The following is a 17,967-nucleotide window of genomic DNA, read 5'->3' as shown; positions in this document are numbered from 1 at the left end:
GCTAGTTTATTTGAACACGGTTTATTACTGTCGCTAACGGATGAATAACGGCTTTGGTAATTTTTCCATGTTGGTGCTTAACCTTAATATTGGCTAAAGGTATATTCAAGTAGTTATTGACGTTGGTCGATTTTCCCTGGCTTATTGAAGCCGAGTTAGTGGTTATATCGGCAATTAACCCGGTAGATTTCTGTGGTTTTATTTTGTTTTTATTACCCGTTATCGGCTTGTCGTTACAAGGAATATCAGTATTTACAAAGCTTTTTTCACGGCTTGCCGCAACGATGCAAATACCATGTTCAACCGCACGAGATAACAAGCTAAATTCAACCTCACTAGACTCTTGAATGTCAAAAGGCACTAACAACACGTTAACGTTATTTGCAGCGGCAACTTTTACTATTTCAGGTATGTTTGCGTCATCAGCGATTAGCATAGCAATGTTAATATTCCCCTGCTCTAAGGGTAACTCGATTATGTTTAACTCATTTCCCAATGCAGTCCACTGGTATCTATTACAAAAATGTAATTGCTGTTGAGTTGCTAATAAACCATTTTCGTTTATTAATACGCCCTGATGATGGCCATTAATAACTAAGCTTGTGCAGACATATTGCAAAGGTCTTAACTCTGCACTGATTTTTTTAATAAGTTCATTACTCAGTGTTTCTATTTCGGCCAGTTTTTCAGCATTATTACACATTGTTTTATCGGCAATAAAAAATAACTCTGGTAATTGAATGATGTCACTGAGGTTATTTTCTATGTAATGACAAACATCCTCTATGGCTTGATCGTTAGACTTGTATGTTGCAAATATCGCTACATTGGCCGTCTCTGGTAAGGTATTAGTCATAACTTGTTCAATAGTAGCCGTGTGCTGTTTTAGTCTAGCTGGCTGTTGATAGAGTTCAGCACGGCGTTGACTTAAAAACTCAGAGCCATCAGGTCTACATTTTTTGTTTAACCCTGCTTCAGCCAAGTCAATATCAGCGAAAGTAAAACCTTCATTATCATGTGCTAATGCCGCTAACACCTTACCGTTTGCAGAAATTATTTGGCTATGACCAACAGCCACTATATCTGCTTTTGAGTCCTCTGTTGGTGAAAGCTGTCCAACTTTATTTGCTGTAGCAACAAAGACGTTATTTTCGATCGCTCGAGCAAAGTCATGTAAAGCGCTTTGCTCAACTAGACATGAGCTTTGTGAGTTACATAATAATTGTGACCCATCTAAAGCTAAGTCTCTAGCCGCTTCGAATGTAATAGCTTCGCTACCGGCTAACAGCGCAATTTCACCAAAAGGTGACGTTACTATTGCTGTCGCTTTATTTGAGCAGATAAAATATTCATTTTCTTGTGCCAGCAATAACGGCTTATCTGATTGCATAATAAGCTGTCCTGCAGGGGAGAACATACATGAGGTGACACTAATATTAGATTTAATCGCAGGGTTTTGATGTTCACGTGCTAAGTCTCTGCGCAATGTTACGTTGATCAAGATATAGCAGCTGAATTGTTTAGCTTGGCTTGCTATTTGTTGTAAAAATGAACCGTTAATATCTACAGCATCGTGCCATGTTTGATTATGGTCTTCGTAACAGGCTTGAGCATTACTAAATTCGGGTAGAACAATTAAGTTTGGCTCGCAGGTCGCTACCTCATTTATCATTCGAATACTGGTTGCTTGGTTTTCTTGAGAATTTAAGGCTGTGGCAAACTGAGCAACGGCTACTCGCATGATTTATAATTTCCAGGTAGTTAAGGCTTGTTTAAACTGAGTCATTTAATGGCACGTCGAACCATTGTCGAGATTATACAATTTTTCATTAGGTTTGTGACCTTGTATGCAAAGGAAAATAAATAAACTAAAAATCTCACAATGTTTCATAGCACTATTGTGCAAATACTGAGTAAAGTACTGAAAATATTAAAGATGACTATACAAAAATCGAAGAAAAGCTAGACGATAAGGTGGCTGACTGTTAGTCTGTACAGTGGAAATTAAAATTATCGCACCAATTAATTTATGTAATAGTTAACGTTGTATAAATTGTATACTTTACTTGGTGAACTGAACTTAACTCGCTTAATTCATAAGGAAAACCAATGAAAAATTTGATCATGATATTTGCAGCGCTATTTACTAGCACGCTTCCAATAACGTCAATGGCTGGCAATGTTAGTTCTGCCGTTGTTATAGAACAACAGCGTAGCGCAATTACTAAACAACAGATTTTATCTATGGTTGATAGTAACGAAGTACAACAACAATTAGTTGCACTTGGCGTATCTTCTGCAGATGCCGTAAACCGCATTAATAACCTTACCCATGCTGAGCTTGCTCAGTTGAATATGCAAATTAACGATGCGCCTGCGGGCAGCGGTATAGTTGGCACAATAGTGACTGTATTGGTTGTAGTTGCCGTACTTGATTTATTAGGTATTACCGATGCTTATTCTTTCATCGAACCTATCTAAAATCTTTAATAAAGCAATAAAGGTTGGCATAATTGCCAGCCTTTTTTTAATTATTGGCTGTTCAACACCGCCGCAAACGTTGAAACTTACTCAGCAACCCCCTACAAATATTCCGTTAACTGCAAATATTGAAGGTGTGCCGTTTTATTCGCAGCAAGCCTATTACTGTGGGCCTACAACGCTTGCCGAAATATTTGAATACAATGGCGTAAAGCTATCACCTGAGAGTATTGCCCCACAGATATTTATCCCAAATAGAAAAGGCAGTTTACAATTAGAAATGGTCGCGGCCATTAGGCACCAAGAGTTTCTTGCCTACGCAAGTAATGGTTCTTTAGAGCAACTGTTGCAGTTAGTACACCAAAAAATCCCCGTTGTTGTGTTACAAAATTTAGGTTTATCTTGGTACCCACTTTGGCATTATGCCGTGGTGAAAGGCTATGACTTAGAAACCCAAGAGTTTATTTTACATTCTGCTGATATTGAAAATCGTCGAGTAGGAATGAAGGTGTTTGAACGTACTTGGCAACGCGCTAAGTTTTGGTATGTTGCAGCATTAAAGCCAACGCAAAGCATGAGCGCATTAAACGACTTTACTTATATAAGTGCCAGCCAAGATTTAATTTCGATTGGTAAAGGCCCTGCTGCTATTCCATATTTACAGCAAGCGATTAAAGCTTGGCCTGAAAATTGGCTAAGTTACTTTTTACTGGCTAATTATTATTTCGAACAAAGCAATATAACGGAGGCAATCGACTGGTTTGAGCAAGGTCTGACTTACGGTAATAAACAAAGTGATTATTTGAATAACTACGCTTATGCTCTACTTAAAAACGGTGATATTGAACAAGCTAAGACTATAATAAAACAGGCCATAAAACTCTCCCCTAACGATACTAATATTTTAACAACACAGCAAGAAATAGTAGCAGTGTTTAATTAAGTTAAAATATCATAAAAATTTTTTACTAAATAAATAGTGAAAAAATATATAAATGCTGTATAACGGCAGATAATTTATTTTAACGCCTTGTATTTAAGAAATAATTTATGTCATTAATAACAATTAAAACGGTAAAGATTATCTTTGCTAATGTCTTTACTTTCATCTTTTTTGGTTTAGCTGCGGCTATCATATTTTCAATATTTAATACCATATATCAAGGCATAGTTAATGGCACTGATATTATGGAAATATTCTTAAGTAGCATTAATACCAGTATCATTGCACTCGCGGTTTTTGAACTTGCTCTAGTGATTAATCAAGAATATACCAACCGCGTTGAATCAAAAGATGTTATTGGAAGTTTAAGAAGAACAATTCCACGCTTCATCGGTACAGTATGCATTGCACTTGCTATTGAAGGTTTGATTATGGTGATAAAATATAGTCAACTTGATTTGGCGGGTAACCTTTACTACCCTGTTGCAATTATTTCCAGTACCGCGGTTTTACTTGCGTCACTGGGCCTATTTTTGCATTTGACCAAACAACAAGCTAGTTAGAATAGCGAAAATAACAGCTTATTGCTGATTAAAACCAATATCGAATGCTGACTAGCGAACAAATAGTTATGTAACCTAAGCTAAAGAAAAGCTCATTTAGTTTAAATGAGCTTTGATTAAATCAGTTAAAACAAAGGAATGTAGCTCTTTTTTTGTTAAAGGTTATGTTGCTTAAACATCACTTTTAGTTAAATACTTTCTTAATAATACTGGTAATGTAGTAATGTCTGTCACTAAGGCGACGACCATCGCAACACTGGTGAGTAATCCAAATAACATGCTTGGCACAAAATCAGAAAATACCAAGGTACCAAAGCCGATAACGATCACCGTTGTGGTATATATAAGTGCATAACCAACCGATAAATTCGTACGTTTAACCCACTCATCGCTACTTGCTTCATTCAGTTTAATTTCTTCTAAATATCGATGAATATAATGAATGGTATCGTCCATTGAAATACCCATAGCAACAGCTGCAATAGTGATCGTCATTAAGTCTAGTGGAATAGCAAAAATCCCTAATATACCCATGATAACCGAAGTGGTAATTAAGTTAGGAATTAAAGCAATCCACGCCACTTTCACTGACGAAAAAATGATCATCAGTGTTATCGCCATAGCGCCATAAACAATGAGAATTGTCAGTATTTGTGAGTCAACTAAGCGCGACAATACATCTTGATAAAGGATAAATAAGCCCGTAAGCGTGTACTGTTGTTTTTCAATGCCCAATAACGATAGTTCTTGATGAATTTCTGCCAACAAATCAGCTCTATTTAAGTCTTTAGTGCTGTCTTGTACTCGCATTGAAATTCGTATTTGCTTATCTTTTTCCGAAAAGTAAGCACCAAATAATTCTTGCTGTAAGTTAGGCTCTAAACTTTTGTATAGCGCAGTAAGTTCGTATTCTGTTAAAGGTTTACCATTCACCACTTGCGCAATTTTAGTAAAGTCGGAAATTGAGGTAATAGCACCAATAGCTTGCTGTTTTGCCAACATATTTTGAATAGCAGTTATCGTTTGTACCGTGCTTGCAGAAATAACTAAATCTGACTTTATCTGCTCATCAGGAATATCAAATAACACGTCGAATGGTGTGGAGCCGCCAAATTCCTGGTCGATATAAGTTAGTTCTTTTCGAACATCTGTCGACTCGCTAAAGTAATTTAAAAAACTATTTTCTGCGGTGAGTTTTAAACAACCCAGTATGCCAATAATTGTAATTATAGCTGATATTATGACTGTTTTTTTGGGTTGATTTTTAACAAAACTTGCAGTTGCGTTCATGCCACGTTCAATTTGCTTGTGCTGTTTAACAAACTCTTGCTTATTAAATAGTGCCAATAGTAATGCTGGGAAAAAAGCTAAGCTAACAATAAAACTTACTAGCATAGCCAACACCATCATCCAACCGAAACTGATAACCGGTTGAACACCACTAAAAATAAGTGAGCCGAAACCTATCCCGGTAGTTAAGCCGGCATAAAAACAAGGTTTTATTTTTTGCTTGATAGTCGCTACCACTAATTGTTTATGTGACCAATCAGTGTGTTTTAGCACCAGCTCTTGATAATGTACAATAAGATGAATGATCATCGCTAACGATAATATAATCTGCAGTGCAAATACGTTAGCAGAAATAACGGTGACTTTAAAATCAAGCGTGGCTAGCAAGCCAATGGTCATAACAACGCTGGTTGCACAGCAAACAATAGGTAATATCACCCAGCTAAATTGTCTAAACAAAAACCACAGTAATACAATCACAATTAGAATAATTAATGATCCAAAAAGTACTAAGTCACTTTTTATGATTTGAATTAGCTCGTAAGACAATAAATTATTACCACCTAAATAAAAATCGCCATCTTTTTTATAAGGTTTTAAAATCGCGTGAATGCTTTCAATTTCATCGATACGAGTTTGTTCTAAATTTTTATTAAGTTTTTGTTGGTTCCTCTTCAGTTTTTCAAGGCTATTAAGCTCTTTTTCGGTTAGTTCTCGTTTTAACAAATGACGTTTTATATCAATAATATCGTGGTTAATTTGCTCTATTTTTGGGTCTGATTTAAACACTACTTGCAAGGACATAGCCGTTTGATCATCGTTAATCAGTAAGCCTTCATACAAAGGATGCTGCTTTAAACTCAAAGATAATGTTTGTTCGTCAAATTTCTGCTTTTCCCATGTCAGTTCTTTTACATCCGCTGAAACCACATCTGCGGCAGTAAAAATAGGCATGTTAACAATACTTTTTACTTGTTTAACACGAGATATTGTTTCTATTTCACGGCCAATATTAGAAACAGTAGCTAAGTTATTCGTTGCAAATAACTGGCTGTTTTGGGGCTTAAAAGCTATTAATATGAACTCTTCTGAGCCATAACGTTGATCGGCAAGCTGCGTTAAAATATAGTGTTTATTATTGTCAACTAACAATGTGTCAGCCGAGGCGTCTATTTCAAAGTGCTGTGCTTGCCATGCTAAAACAGCTGTTAACGCGGTAAAAGCAAGACAAATAACATAAGCCCAAAGAGTCGATTTTTTATTTAACATAATTATTCCACTACCGGGTTGATAGTTTTATTTGACTTCGATGTAGGATTTTTTTGCATTTCGGTTTTAAAAATTTCGTTTCTGCGAGCTTGTCCATCTCTCTGTATGTTTTGCATATATAAATTGCGCACAAACTCATAAGGATTTTCAACATCGGCTAATACATCAGGATATTTAGCTAAAATAGGTATTTGTGCTTGTATGCCGTCGGCTAGTAACAGCTGCGTGGCAGCATCTTCGTCGTTGATAAAGTTAAGTGGATGTGCAAAGTAGTTAAAGGTTAATGATGCTGTATCACGTAAATCAGATGGACCAAGTAATGGTAAAACAAGATAAACACCATGCCCAACACCATAAGTGGCTAGTGTGTCTCCAAAAGTTGTTTTATTACGCTCAAGCTCCATTAGGCCATTCGCGGCATCAAACAAACCAAGTAGTCCAACAGTACTATTTATCAGCACACGTGAAATACTTTTTCCCGACTCAGAGAATTCCCCTTGTAGTAAGTGGTTCACCGCATAAAGCGGTTCACGTAAATTATAAAAAAAGTTACGTATACTGTTATTAACAGGCTCAGGTACAACTGTTTCATAGCCATTAGCTAATGGGCTTAAGAAATAGCGATAAACTGTATCGTTAAATTTAAAAATAGGTTCGTTAATAAAACGTAGTGAATCTTCAGGTTCTTGGTAACTAACGACACTAGGAAGGTTTTGTTCGGCGGCTATTTCATAAGGGCCCATTAATGGCTGTTCGTTAGTTACAGGCTGTATTGGTTCTTCAGCTAAGTTGTCAGCAGTCGAACACCCTACTCCTAACGTAAGCAATACGCTTATCAATGCATACTGTAGAACATTTTTATTAGGTAGCGTAAAGTTCAAACCCACGTTGTGTTTTATTCTTATCATTATTAATTTCCTGTAACGCTCTTAAGTAACGCAATTAGTGTACAACAGTTAATGTAGGCACTAAGTAAAATTACGTTAATTTATACCGTATTTATTTAACTTTAACTTGTTATTTTAAAAGATTATACCAGTTCCATTAAATTTATAATGTTGTTTACAGGAAAAATAAATTTATCCATTGTATTTAATAATTAACTAACTTAATTAATAAAAGCTAGATAAACTGTTTATCTAGCTTTTTTAGTATTCACCTCATAAGTTACCTAGGAGCACTTAGTGCCAACATCTTCATTTATTTCAGATCCGTCAGATACATCGAACAAAAACATTGCTGCACCAATCGCTAATAAAATCCCCCATAAAATGACAATACACAATCATCAACGTATTGATAATTATTATTGGATGCGTGATGACCAGCGTAGCGATGAAAAAATACTGGCACACCTAAATGCTGAAAATAGTTATGCTGATGCGATATTGGCAGAACAACAACCGCTACAAGAAGCGCTTTTTCAAGAACTTAAAGCACGCATAGTAAAAGACGATAATACCGTACCAGCAAAGGACGGTAAATATTGGTATCACAGCGAAATAAATGGTGAGCAAGAATTCTCAAATTTTTACCGCGCAACAAGCTTTACGGGTGAGAATAAAACGCTGATATTAGATGTTAATGCCCGTGCCGAAAATCATGAATTTTATGATTTAGGTGATGTATCAATTAGTCCTAATGATCAACTTATGACCATATCGGAAGATACTGACAGCCGCCGTATTTATACCATTAACTTTAAAGACTTAAATCAAGACGCAAACTCAGCCGAAGCTTATTTAACCGATGTTCTCCTTGAAACCGAAGGACAAATTGTTTGGGCTAATGATAATCAAACGGTATTTTACGTAAAAAAAGATCTAGACACGTTATTAGGTACACAAGTTTATAGACATAAGTTAGGCTCCGTACAAGCTGACGATGTTTTGGTTTATGAAGAAAACGATCATAGTTTTTACATAAGTTTAGATAAAAGCCGAGACGAGTCGAAAATTTATATTTGTTTACACGCTACTGAATCATCACATTGCTTAGCAATGAGTGCTGACGAGCCTAATGGCGAATTTATTGACTTAGTGCCTTATCAGGAAGCACACGAATATCACGCAGATAAAATGGGCGACTATTTCTATATTGTCAGTAATCATCAAGCTAAAAACTTCAAATTAATGAAAGTTGCGGCTGATCAAGTTGCTGACATGCATAACTGGCAAGAAGTTATTCCTCATAGAAACAATGTACTACTTGAAGGCATAGAGATATTTCATAATTTTATTGTCATCACCGAAAGAGAAAACGGTCAAATTCGCTTTATTGTTCATACCACTAAAGGCAACAATGCTGGTCAGCATTACCCATTATCGTTCGACGATCCGTGCTATTTCGCTTGCCTTGGAGACAACCCAGAGCCAGAAAGCACAGTCGCACGGTTATATTATTCAAGCTTAACAACACCGGGCTCTTTATTTGAATTCGACTTAGCAACAGGTGAGCGTAAGCTGCTTAAACAACAAAAAGTATTAGGTGAATTTAACAAAGAAGATTATCAATCAGAGCGACTATTCATCACCGCACGTGATGGTGTTGAGGTTCCTGTATCGCTTGTTTATCGCAGCGACAGCTTCAAAAAAGATGGTACTAATCCCCTGCTACAATACGGTTATGGTGCCTACGGTATTACTATAGATCCTAACTTCTCAAGTCAAACCTTAAGTTTACTCGACCGTGGTTTTGTTTATGTTATTGCTCATGTGCGTGGCTCAGAAATGTTAGGCAGAGCATGGTACGACAATGGAAAAATGGCACATAAGCAAAACACCTTTAATGACTTTATTGACGTAACAAAAGCATTAGTTGCACAAGGTTATGGCGCAAAAGATAAAATATTCGCCTCTGGCGGCAGCGCTGGCGGTTTATTAATGGGCGCGATAGTAAACCAAGCACCTGAATTGTATTTGGGTATTGGCGCACATGTACCATTTCTAGACGTATTAACCACAATGCTCGATGAAACCATACCGCTAACGACAAACGAATATGACGAATGGGGCAATCCGAATGAAGCGCAAGCCTACCAAGATATTTTATCGTACTCGCCAATTGATAATATCACGGCGCAACACTACCCAAATATACTGGTAACCACCGGATTACATGATTCTCAAGTACAATACTTTGAGCCAATGAAATGGGTAGCAAAACTACGAGAATTTAAAATAGACGATAACCTATTATTATTTAAAACCGATATGGAAGCCGGACATGGCGGTGCATCAGGACGTTTTAAAAGCTTAAGAGAGAAAGCTTTGGAAATGAGCTTTTTTATCTCTTTGCTTCCAAAGTAGAGTAAATTGATAATATGATTAAAGTTGTCATCCACAAAATAATATATTTTAAGTGTGCATAACAACAATAAATAAAGTGTTTTATTGTTGTTACTCTATTCCAACTAGAAAGTAATACAAATAACGTTAATTCAATGTTCTAGTTTTAAATAGGTCAAGGCATAGAATAAAATTATTGATTTGTATAATTGAGATTAGCTATATCGTAATTAATTGAGGTTACGTCCTTAAGTTACTACGTTAACTTATATTACTTATCGGGCTGGTTAATCGTTTAAAGCCATTATAAAAGGGTGTTTATGAGCAATAATTTTTTCTCAGCAACACTTATCTGATACATAGCCATTGAGATTAGCATAAGTTGCAACGCTTTAGATTGGTGTCTCTGTAGCGTTGCAATGGTGGTATTAAAGTTTTATATCTTTAGCCACTATAGTATGTAGCAAAGAATTTAATTCTTGAAAGTTAATAGGTTTAGTCAGGTGCTTGTCAAAACCAGCATCTATTGCTAATTGTTTATCTTTATCTTGTCCCCACCCCGTTGTCGCTATCAAGTATATTGTTTTGCCCCAAGGTGCTTGACGGACCATTTGTGCAACTTCATAACCATTAATATCAGGAAGTCCAATATCCAATAAAATTATTTCTGGTTTAAACTCTTCTGCGATTTTAAACCCGCTCATTCCATCGTATGCCTTGTCAGTTGTGTGGCCACTATATTCCAATAGCAATGACAAACTGTCAGTGGCATCAACATTATCGTCAATCACTAAAATGCGTTTGTTATCTGCTAATGAAGGAGTGTCTTTTTCAATAATCGACTTAATTTCAATGGGTGCATGAGAAATGGGTAATCGGACGATAAACTCACTACCTTTTTCTTCACCTTCACTATGAGCCACAATAGATCCACCATGTAACTTAACTAAACCTTGTACAAGCGCAAGACCAATCCCTAAACCGCCTTGCGAGCGTTCTAGTGCAGGAGTAAGTTGGGAGAACATATTAAATACGTTAGAAAGTTCATCTGCTGGAATGCCGATACCAGAATCAAGAACAGACAAAACGGCTTCATCTCCGTCTTGGTAAACGCTCAAACATATTTTACCTGCGTCTGATGTGTATTTTACAGCATTCGTTAGCAAGTTAGAAATAATCTGGATAATTCTGGTTGAATCTGCATCTATAATAATTGGTGTGTTGGGGCTTTTTATCGTTAAAATTTGGTTGGATTCTTGTATTAAAGTTTGTGACGATTCTATTGCAACTTGTACTAATTCTACCAAATCAATTTGTCGTTTTCGTAGCACCATAATACCTTGAGATATGCGCGACGTTTCCATTAAATCATCGACTAGGTGAGTCATCTGAACCACATGGCGTTCGATCATTTTACTCGACCATTGTATAAACGAATCCTTAGATTTTTTAAGGCGCATGATTTCTAATACATTTTGCATCGGTGCTAACGGGTTGCGAAGCTCGTGACCAAGAGTGGCTAAAAATTCATCTTTACGACGATCAGCAGTGTATAATTGTTGATTTAAGTCGCGTAGCTTTCTTTCTGCTTCTTTACGTTCTGATATATCAATGACAATACCGAAAATTGAAATTGCCACCCCTGCTTCAGAGTAGATGGCACGCCCTCTACTCTCTGCTGTTAGCCAACATCCTGCCGTACTTTGTAACCTAAATTGAATATTGTAGTCTGATTTTGTCTTGATGGCTTTGTTTAATTTAGCAGTAAAAATGTTACGGTCATCTTTGTGTATTAAGTTGTAAAAATCCTCTGAAGTGCCCCAATACTCATTATCAGTCAGCCCTGTTAACTTCTCAAGTTCAGGGTTCCACCATACTCGATTAGTACCTATATGTTGTGACCAAACGCTCATACGCGCGCTGCGAATGGCAATACTTAAAAAGTCTCGGTTTTCTTGTAGTTCTTTTTTTGTGTCATTTAAAGAAACTAAAGATTCTTCAGCAGATTTTCGAGCAAAAATTAATTCACTTTCAAATTTCTTTCGATCAGTAGCCATGAAAAAAGCCAATTGGTCATAGTGGCCAGTTCCGTGTTCTTGCCGAACAATATTAATCAGCATGGGAACTACTATGCCTTTTTTTCCGATCAAATCCATCTGAACTTCTGTCACAGAACCCTGCATTTCAAGTAACGGTGATAAATGAGTATGATGAAAAAAACGTCCTCCAATCGTAAATAACTCATGGAGTTTTTTATTTTCAATTAACTCATCGGTACTAAAACCAAGCCAATTACAGAAGGTAGAATTAGCCCTACGAATGGTGCCATTAACCTCAGTTGTAACTAAGCCGCAGGCAGCAAATTCAAATGACGAGTCAAGATCAGGTATAGTATCCATTATAGTCATAAATTTTGGTTGTTTTTTAAATAGTTCTGGATAGCTTTTATACTTGCATTAGGAGAACTAAGGTGTGGGCAATGGCCGACATTATCGATAATATACATCTCCGCTTTTGACATTGTTTTTTTCATGTATTCACCCACGGTACAAGGCGCTATAAAATCTTCGTTACATTGAAGAATTAATGTCGGTGTGGTGGTTTGTGATAAGGCGTCTCTATGGTCAGATAGAAAAGTCACTCGGGCAAAATGTTTAGATATTTTTGGATCGGTTCTGCAAAAACTATTGGTCAGCTCAACCGCTAACTCTGGCTGGTCTGGAGCTCCCATAATTGTTGGTGCCATACTGCTAGACCAACCTAAATAATTACTGTCAATGGTATCACATAATTCTTCAACATCAGCGCGTGAAAAACCGCCTATATAGTCATCTACATTTATGTAGCAAGGTGATGGACTGATCATAATTTGGCACTGAAACTTTTCGGGAGCTTTAATGGAGGCTAGCAAACCGATTACAGTACTCACAGAGTGGCCAACAAAAATAACTGGCTTGTCTGAAACCGCATCAATAATTTCTATTATATCTTCGGCATATTTGTGCAGCGTACTATATTTTTCAAAATCGTAGGCAGATAGATCTGATTTCCCGCTACCCACGAGGTCAAATAACACTACAGTGTAACTTTCTAAAAATGCAGGGGTGATATATCGCCACATATTTTGGTCACAGCCAAAACCATGTGAGAACAGCATTACTATTGGACCCTTGCCTATAATTTGAATGTTATTGCGTAAGTAAATGTTCATAATTGATCTCTGTAACTACAGTTCCATCTAAAAGATATTGCTGATTTACTTATTAGTAAATCAGGTTACATCTAACTTTATTTACGCTTGAGAAAAAGTAAATGAAGTTGTTTAATATTTAGTTATATCGATTGCGATATTTCTTAATAAAAAATCTATTCCACAATTTATTAAAAATCAGTTACATTCTATCTTTATTTGGTTTAATTATGCTACCAAAAATAGAAATTAGGCCCACATATTTTTATTGCTTAAATTATATGATGAATGCTAGAAACGATAAGAAACAAAAGCATACGATATTGATGATATAAAACGATCACAATTAAAGTTATTTAAACAGATAAAATGAATAGCAAAAATATGATAACTTGAGCTAGCCGCATATATTAATTCTAATTTGATTACTGAGTTGTTATTTTTAAAGGCTGTATCAGTGTAGCTAAAGTAATTAAATAAATAATGTATCAGTCGATAATTGATAAAAGAATATGTGTTCAGATAATAAATGAGGCGGGTATAACCCAATTATTATCAACCTATGTATAATTAATACCTGCAATTTTTCAGTACAGTACTGAAATCGAAAATCCTTTTTTGTTATTTATCTTAACGAGTTGTTTCACTTGTTATGAAGCTTTGTTCGGCTTTCAAACCGCAGGTAAATTTTCAGTTAGCCATTGTTTAAATTGAGCTTTAGGTAAAGCACCTGACATACGCGCAATTTCTTTGCCGTGATGAAAGATCATTAACGTAGGAATTGAGCGAATATTATAGCCACCAGCGGTTTGTTGGTTATGTTCAGTATCTAACTTCACAAAGCAAGCCTGGGTAAACATTTCACCGGCAACCTGTTCATAGGTAGGGGCAAATTGTTTGCATGGCCCACACCACTCAGCCCAAAAGTCGACCACCACGGGTAAACCATTACCTGTGACAAAACGGCTAAAGTTGTTATCGCTACCCACAATAGGTTTTGAAGAAAGCACAGCTTTACCGCACTTGCCACATACGGGCTTATCGTTAAGTTTTCCGCTAGCTAATCGATTTTTAGTACAGCAATTAGCACAAACTATTAGAATAGATGAATCAGACATAGTAAATCTCAATGTAAAGTTGTTGGGAATTCGTTTATAAAATACAAACTAGAGTAATTATATGGGTTTCTGCAATATTTGACCTGGTCAACTAAATTCAGACACCCCAGTTAAGTTCGTTAAGCTACCTTTTTCAATTCTCTTTCTTTGCCTTCATACACATTTGGACTTTGGTAGCCCAGATATGAGTGCAATCGGTTGCTGTTGTACCACATCGTTATGTAGTTCATCACATCTTGTTGAGCGTCATAACGGGTTTGATAGTTACGCCAATGTACGCGCTCTTGTTTTAAGCTACCAAAGAAGCTCTCTGCTACCGCATTATCCCAGCAGCAACCTTTCTTACTCATGCTGCCCACAAAGCCATGTAACCTGAGTATTCGCCTATATTGATGACTCGCATATTGAACGCCTTGATCTGAATGTACTATCAATCCTGCCTTAGGTTTTCGTTGCCACATTGCCATCGTGAGCGCATCACAAACAAGTTGAGCTTTCATCCGTGTGCCCATGCTCCAACCAACAACTTTACGCGAGTATAGGTCGATTACTATCGCCAAATATAGCCAGCCTTCTGAAGTCCAGATGTAGGTAATATCTTGCACCCACGCTTGATCAGGTTGTTGAACATCAAAGTTTTGCTCAAGTTCGTTCGCATAAATGGGCTTGTTGTGTTCGCTATTTGTCGTTGCTTTATATTTTTTCTTATAACGCACCCAAACATTCGCCTCTTTCATTAACTGCGCTGTTTTTCTGCGGCTAACAGGGTAACTAAGTGCATTTAAGGATTTTTGAATACGTCTTGCGCCATAAGTATTGTCGCTAAACTTAGCGATGTCTTTTACCCATTCCAACATCTCTTGATGCGTTGTATCAATGGGCTTTTGAGCCTTTCTTTTTTGATAACTATAATAGTTGTTACTTCTTACACCCAATACGCGACACATCAGTATCACGGGCCAGATCTTCTTATGTTGGGCAACAAACGAATATATTACTTCGTTTCCTTTGCAAAGAAGACCGTCGCTTTTTTTAATATTTCACGCTCCATTTCTAGGCGCTTGACTTGGGCTTTAAGTTTACGGATTTCATCTTGCTCTGGCGTAAGCTTTCCATTTCCTCTAAAAGCATGACCATCATCATTTTCAGCTTCTTTGATCCATCGGCCAAGCACTTGCGCACTGACGTCTAGATTTCTAGCAGCTTCAGCTACAGGATAGTTTTGATCCCTAACGAGGGTGATTGCATCTAGTTTGAATTCTTTTGAATAAGTTTTACGGTTTTTCATTTATATCTCCAGTTAAGTCAATTATGTCTTAACTGAGGTAGTCGAATCAATTAGACCACGTCAATTTAATTCAAGTGTAAGCTAATTTTTAATGTGTTTTATAGCGGAAATATTAGTGAGAATTCAAATTATTGTGTGCTGAACATCGTTATTCAAAAATGATTTAACATCACATGTCTTAGCTAATTTTAAGAAATCATTGAGTTAAACATTAATCACTGCCTTGTCTGCGCTTGCTTTATATAAAACACATGGTTATTCTGAATTTTTTTAGCATCACAAGTTACATATTAGTATGAAATTACCCGCTACATTGCCCATAATTCTTGATGGTGGCATGGGTCGAGAGCTCGAACGCATAGGTGCGCCCTTTCAGCAACCTGAATGGTCAGCACATGCGTTAATTGAATCTCCCCATTATGTCTCACAAGTACATCGTAACTTTATTAATGCCGGTGCTGAAATTATTACCACTAATACCTACGCATTAGTGCCGTTTCATATTGGTGAGAAACGATTTAACGAGCAAGGGGCTGATCTCATCAAGCTAGCTGCTAAAATAGCTCGCGACTGCGTTAATTTCACTGATGAGAGTGATGTTGATGTGAGTAATAGCGTTAAAGTAAACTCCAAGGTGTTAGTTGCCGGGTGTATTCCTCCGGTTTTAGGCTCATACCGCCCCGATTTATTTTCAGTTACAAAAGCTGAGCCACTGCTTGAAGCTTTAATAATCAATCAAGAAGCTGATATCGACTTTTGGTTAGCCGAAACAATATCCTCAATCGCAGAAGCGGCCATGATCAAAGTCCGTACGGCACAAACAAGCAAACCCACTTGGATTGCATTCACCGTTAAAGATGAAATAAACACCGAATCAAAGCTACGTTCTGAAGAAACTGTTTTTGAAGCTGTTAGCCAAATTGCTGGGCAGCATGTTTCGGCGATATTATTTAACTGCAGTGCGGTTGAAGTAATGGAATCAGCGCTGATTAATGCAAAGCAAGCGTTAGCAACACTCGGCCTTGAAGGTAAAGTTCAGCTTGGCGTTTACGCGAACAATTTCCCACCTATTGGTGAACTTCGAGAAGCTAATAATGATGAAGGTTTATCAATTATAAGAAATGATATTTCGCCACTAAAATACTGCGAATTTGTTTCGGCTTGGATTAATGCTGGTGCATCAATTGTTGGTGGCTGCTGTGGAGTTTCAGCTGAGCATATCAAAGAAGTAGCTAAACTAAAGTAACACGTAACCCCTAGTGTGTTGATAATTAGCGAATAAAGCTAAAGTCTTCTCTTAAAGGAAAATATCACCTTTGTTCTTCAACAAAGGTGTCTTGAATCAAATATAGCAATTTTGATGTGTGTTTTATGTGGGTTGTATGTTTTTATTTAACACATTTAAAATTTAATACCGCGATCATATTCTTAATTGGCAGTAAAAAGAGCATGTTAAAAATAAAACAACTAACCCACGGGTTATTCTTCGCCTGGGTACACTAAACCCCATTCCTTGCGCATGTTATCCATCATTTTCATAGTATTTACAGTTTCATTTAAAGGCATAATATCAGACTGAAGTTTACCTTCACTGATACATTTCACCACTTCTTCAACTTGGTAGATAAAACCATTTTCATGGTTCTCAACGTGTATTGTCTCACTTTTACTAATTACATTGGTATGGTCATGAGTATGAATAGTAAAGCTTGATCCTTGCTGAAAATAAGGAAATTCAATGTAACCTGTTTCTCCGTATATCATGCTGCGATTTTGAGTTAATACATTCATACTTGTATTGATATTTGCTACGGCCTTGTTCGCAAATTGCAGTTGATAGGTTGCCATTTCATCAACGCCAGTTTCCCCTAAACGGGCTTGAGAATTGACATTTACAGGTAGCTCATCCATCAGATAATTAACAAAAGTGATTGGGTAAATCCCCATATCTAGTGTTACACCACCGGCTAATTTGGGGTCCATTAAACGCGGTAAATATTTACTCGGCGCTATATTACAAAATGAAATGTCAAAAAGCTTCACTTCACCAATCACCCCTGCGTTTAATAATGATTTTAAATGTATGATGCTTGGTAAGTAACGAGTCCAAATAGCTTCCATTAAAAATAATTCTTTTTCACGTGCTAAAGCAACTAACTCACTAGCTTGCTGTGCGTTAACAGTGAAAGGTTTTTCCACCAAAACTGATTTATTATTTTCCAATGCCATTTTCGCATTTTCATAATGAAAGTTATGCGTTGTTGCCACGTAAATAACGTCCAATTCAGATTCATCGAACATGGTTTGATAGTTATCAAAAGCTTTTATGTTATAGTTTTCTGCGAATTTAGTCGCACGTTCCATGCTTTTAGATGAAACACTGACAAGTTTGCTGTTATCATTGATAGCAAGCGCGTCTGCTAATTTAACAGCAATGTTACCCGCGCCCATAATTCCCCAATTTAATACTTTCATAAAACCTACTATTTGATAAATATAATGCGAAATATTCTAGCAATGCTTATTGCTAGAATTTGT

13 protein-coding genes are annotated in these 17,967 nt (G+C 36.7%); 5 read left to right on the top strand and 8 right to left on the bottom strand.

Annotated elements, in window-relative coordinates; genetic code table 11:
* Position 1: 1 nt before the first annotated feature.
* Entirely contained in the window at positions 2-1,741 is a 1,740-nt protein-coding gene (locus A3Q33_RS18340; protein ID WP_081181218.1) for a nitrilase-related carbon-nitrogen hydrolase, read from the bottom strand.
* A gap of 368 nt (positions 1,742-2,109) precedes the next feature.
* Here A3Q33_RS18340 and A3Q33_RS18335 point away from each other — a divergent pair, with 368 nt between their 5' ends.
* The 3 genes from A3Q33_RS18335 to A3Q33_RS18325 all read left to right on the top strand — a co-directional run bounded on the left by A3Q33_RS18335 (position 2,110) and on the right by A3Q33_RS18325 (position 3,987).
* Entirely contained in the window at positions 2,110-2,481 is a 372-nt protein-coding gene (locus A3Q33_RS18335; RefSeq protein ID WP_081181217.1) for a PA2779 family protein, read from the top strand.
* On the top strand, positions 2,453-3,424 hold the full coding sequence (locus A3Q33_RS18330) for a PA2778 family cysteine peptidase (protein ID WP_081181216.1): 972 nt from the start codon (positions 2,453-2,455) through the stop codon (positions 3,422-3,424). Before A3Q33_RS18335 ends, A3Q33_RS18330 begins: the two co-directional genes overlap by 29 nt.
* A gap of 107 nt (positions 3,425-3,531) precedes the next feature.
* Positions 3,532-3,987, top strand: a complete 456-nt coding sequence (locus A3Q33_RS18325; protein WP_081181215.1) for a hypothetical protein — start codon at positions 3,532-3,534, stop codon at positions 3,985-3,987.
* A gap of 171 nt (positions 3,988-4,158) precedes the next feature.
* On the opposite strand, the gene A3Q33_RS18320 is transcribed toward A3Q33_RS18325, so the two are convergent.
* Both A3Q33_RS18320 and A3Q33_RS18315 read right to left on the bottom strand, forming a co-directional pair.
* Positions 4,159-6,546, bottom strand: coding sequence for an efflux RND transporter permease subunit (locus A3Q33_RS18320; RefSeq protein ID WP_081181214.1), 2,388 nt, complete (start codon positions 6,544-6,546; stop codon positions 4,159-4,161).
* A gap of 2 nt (positions 6,547-6,548) precedes the next feature.
* Positions 6,549-7,454 (bottom strand): MlaA family lipoprotein, encoded by a 906-nt coding sequence (locus tag A3Q33_RS18315; protein ID WP_081181213.1) that lies wholly within the window; start codon positions 7,452-7,454, stop codon positions 6,549-6,551.
* 363 nt (positions 7,455-7,817) lie between these two features.
* On the opposite strand from A3Q33_RS18315, the gene A3Q33_RS18310 reads away from it, so the two are divergent.
* Positions 7,818-9,854: a S9 family peptidase gene (locus tag A3Q33_RS18310; protein ID WP_231295870.1), complete on the top strand. Its 2,037-nt coding sequence runs from the start codon at positions 7,818-7,820 to the stop codon at positions 9,852-9,854.
* Between the two features lie 407 nt (positions 9,855-10,261).
* Here the strand turns inward: A3Q33_RS18310 and A3Q33_RS18305 are convergent, their stop codons facing one another.
* The 4 genes from A3Q33_RS18305 to A3Q33_RS18290 all read right to left on the bottom strand — a co-directional run bounded on the left by A3Q33_RS18305 (position 10,262) and on the right by A3Q33_RS18290 (position 15,429).
* Positions 10,262-12,232, bottom strand: a complete 1,971-nt coding sequence (locus tag A3Q33_RS18305) for a PAS domain-containing hybrid sensor histidine kinase/response regulator (protein WP_081182768.1) — start codon at positions 12,230-12,232, stop codon at positions 10,262-10,264.
* 5 nt (positions 12,233-12,237) lie between these two features.
* On the bottom strand, positions 12,238-13,044 hold the full coding sequence (locus tag A3Q33_RS18300; protein WP_081181211.1) for an alpha/beta fold hydrolase: 807 nt from the start codon (positions 13,042-13,044) through the stop codon (positions 12,238-12,240).
* Positions 13,045-13,694: 650 nt separating this feature from the next.
* Complete coding sequence (trxC, locus tag A3Q33_RS18295) at positions 13,695-14,141, bottom strand: thioredoxin TrxC (protein WP_081181210.1); 447 nt, start codon at positions 14,139-14,141, stop codon at positions 13,695-13,697.
* Positions 14,142-14,260: 119 nt separating this feature from the next.
* A protein-coding gene (locus A3Q33_RS18290; protein WP_155866728.1) for an IS3 family transposase occupies positions 14,261-15,429 on the bottom strand; the annotation gives its coding sequence in 2 pieces (ribosomal slippage) (positions 14,261-15,183 and positions 15,183-15,429; 1,170 coding nt in all).
* A gap of 295 nt (positions 15,430-15,724) precedes the next feature.
* Between A3Q33_RS18290 and A3Q33_RS18285 the strand changes: the two genes are divergently transcribed.
* Complete coding sequence (locus A3Q33_RS18285) at positions 15,725-16,675, top strand: homocysteine S-methyltransferase family protein (RefSeq protein WP_081181209.1); 951 nt, start codon at positions 15,725-15,727, stop codon at positions 16,673-16,675.
* Positions 16,676-16,908: 233 nt separating this feature from the next.
* On the opposite strand, the gene A3Q33_RS18280 is transcribed toward A3Q33_RS18285, so the two are convergent.
* Positions 16,909-17,904 (bottom strand): Gfo/Idh/MocA family protein, encoded by a 996-nt coding sequence (locus A3Q33_RS18280; RefSeq protein WP_081181208.1) that lies wholly within the window; start codon positions 17,902-17,904, stop codon positions 16,909-16,911.
* Between the last annotated feature and the right edge of the window lie 63 nt (positions 17,905-17,967).

It is taken from the genome of Colwellia sp. PAMC 21821 (genome assembly GCF_002077175.1).
Taxonomy (GTDB): domain Bacteria; phylum Pseudomonadota; class Gammaproteobacteria; order Enterobacterales; family Alteromonadaceae; genus Cognaticolwellia.
Note: the sequence above shows the minus strand (reverse complement) of the source record. Positions and strands in the feature narration are given on the sequence as shown.

Excerpts from the sequence above, each read along its gene's own strand:
- A3Q33_RS18340 (WP_081181218.1), bottom strand. The coding sequence starts at position 1,741 with ATGCGAGTAGCCGTTGCTCAGTTTGCCACAGCCTTAAATTCTCAAGAA.
- A3Q33_RS18335 (WP_081181217.1), top strand. The coding sequence starts at position 2,110 with ATGAAAAATTTGATCATGATATTTGCAGCGCTATTTACTAGCACGCTT.
- A3Q33_RS18330 (WP_081181216.1), top strand. The coding sequence starts at position 2,453 with ATGCTTATTCTTTCATCGAACCTATCTAAAATCTTTAATAAAGCAATA.
- A3Q33_RS18325 (WP_081181215.1), top strand. The coding sequence starts at position 3,532 with ATGTCATTAATAACAATTAAAACGGTAAAGATTATCTTTGCTAATGTC.
- A3Q33_RS18320 (WP_081181214.1), bottom strand. The coding sequence starts at position 6,546 with ATGTTAAATAAAAAATCGACTCTTTGGGCTTATGTTATTTGTCTTGCT.
- A3Q33_RS18315 (WP_081181213.1), bottom strand. The coding sequence starts at position 7,454 with ATGATAAGAATAAAACACAACGTGGGTTTGAACTTTACGCTACCTAAT.
- A3Q33_RS18310 (WP_231295870.1), top strand. The coding sequence starts at position 7,818 with ATGACAATACACAATCATCAACGTATTGATAATTATTATTGGATGCGT.
- A3Q33_RS18305 (WP_081182768.1), bottom strand. The coding sequence starts at position 12,232 with ATGGATACTATACCTGATCTTGACTCGTCATTTGAATTTGCTGCCTGC.
- A3Q33_RS18300 (WP_081181211.1), bottom strand. The coding sequence starts at position 13,044 with ATGAACATTTACTTACGCAATAACATTCAAATTATAGGCAAGGGTCCA.
- trxC (WP_081181210.1), bottom strand. The coding sequence starts at position 14,141 with ATGTCTGATTCATCTATTCTAATAGTTTGTGCTAATTGCTGTACTAAA.
- A3Q33_RS18285 (WP_081181209.1), top strand. The coding sequence starts at position 15,725 with ATGAAATTACCCGCTACATTGCCCATAATTCTTGATGGTGGCATGGGT.
- A3Q33_RS18280 (WP_081181208.1), bottom strand. The coding sequence starts at position 17,904 with ATGAAAGTATTAAATTGGGGAATTATGGGCGCGGGTAACATTGCTGTT.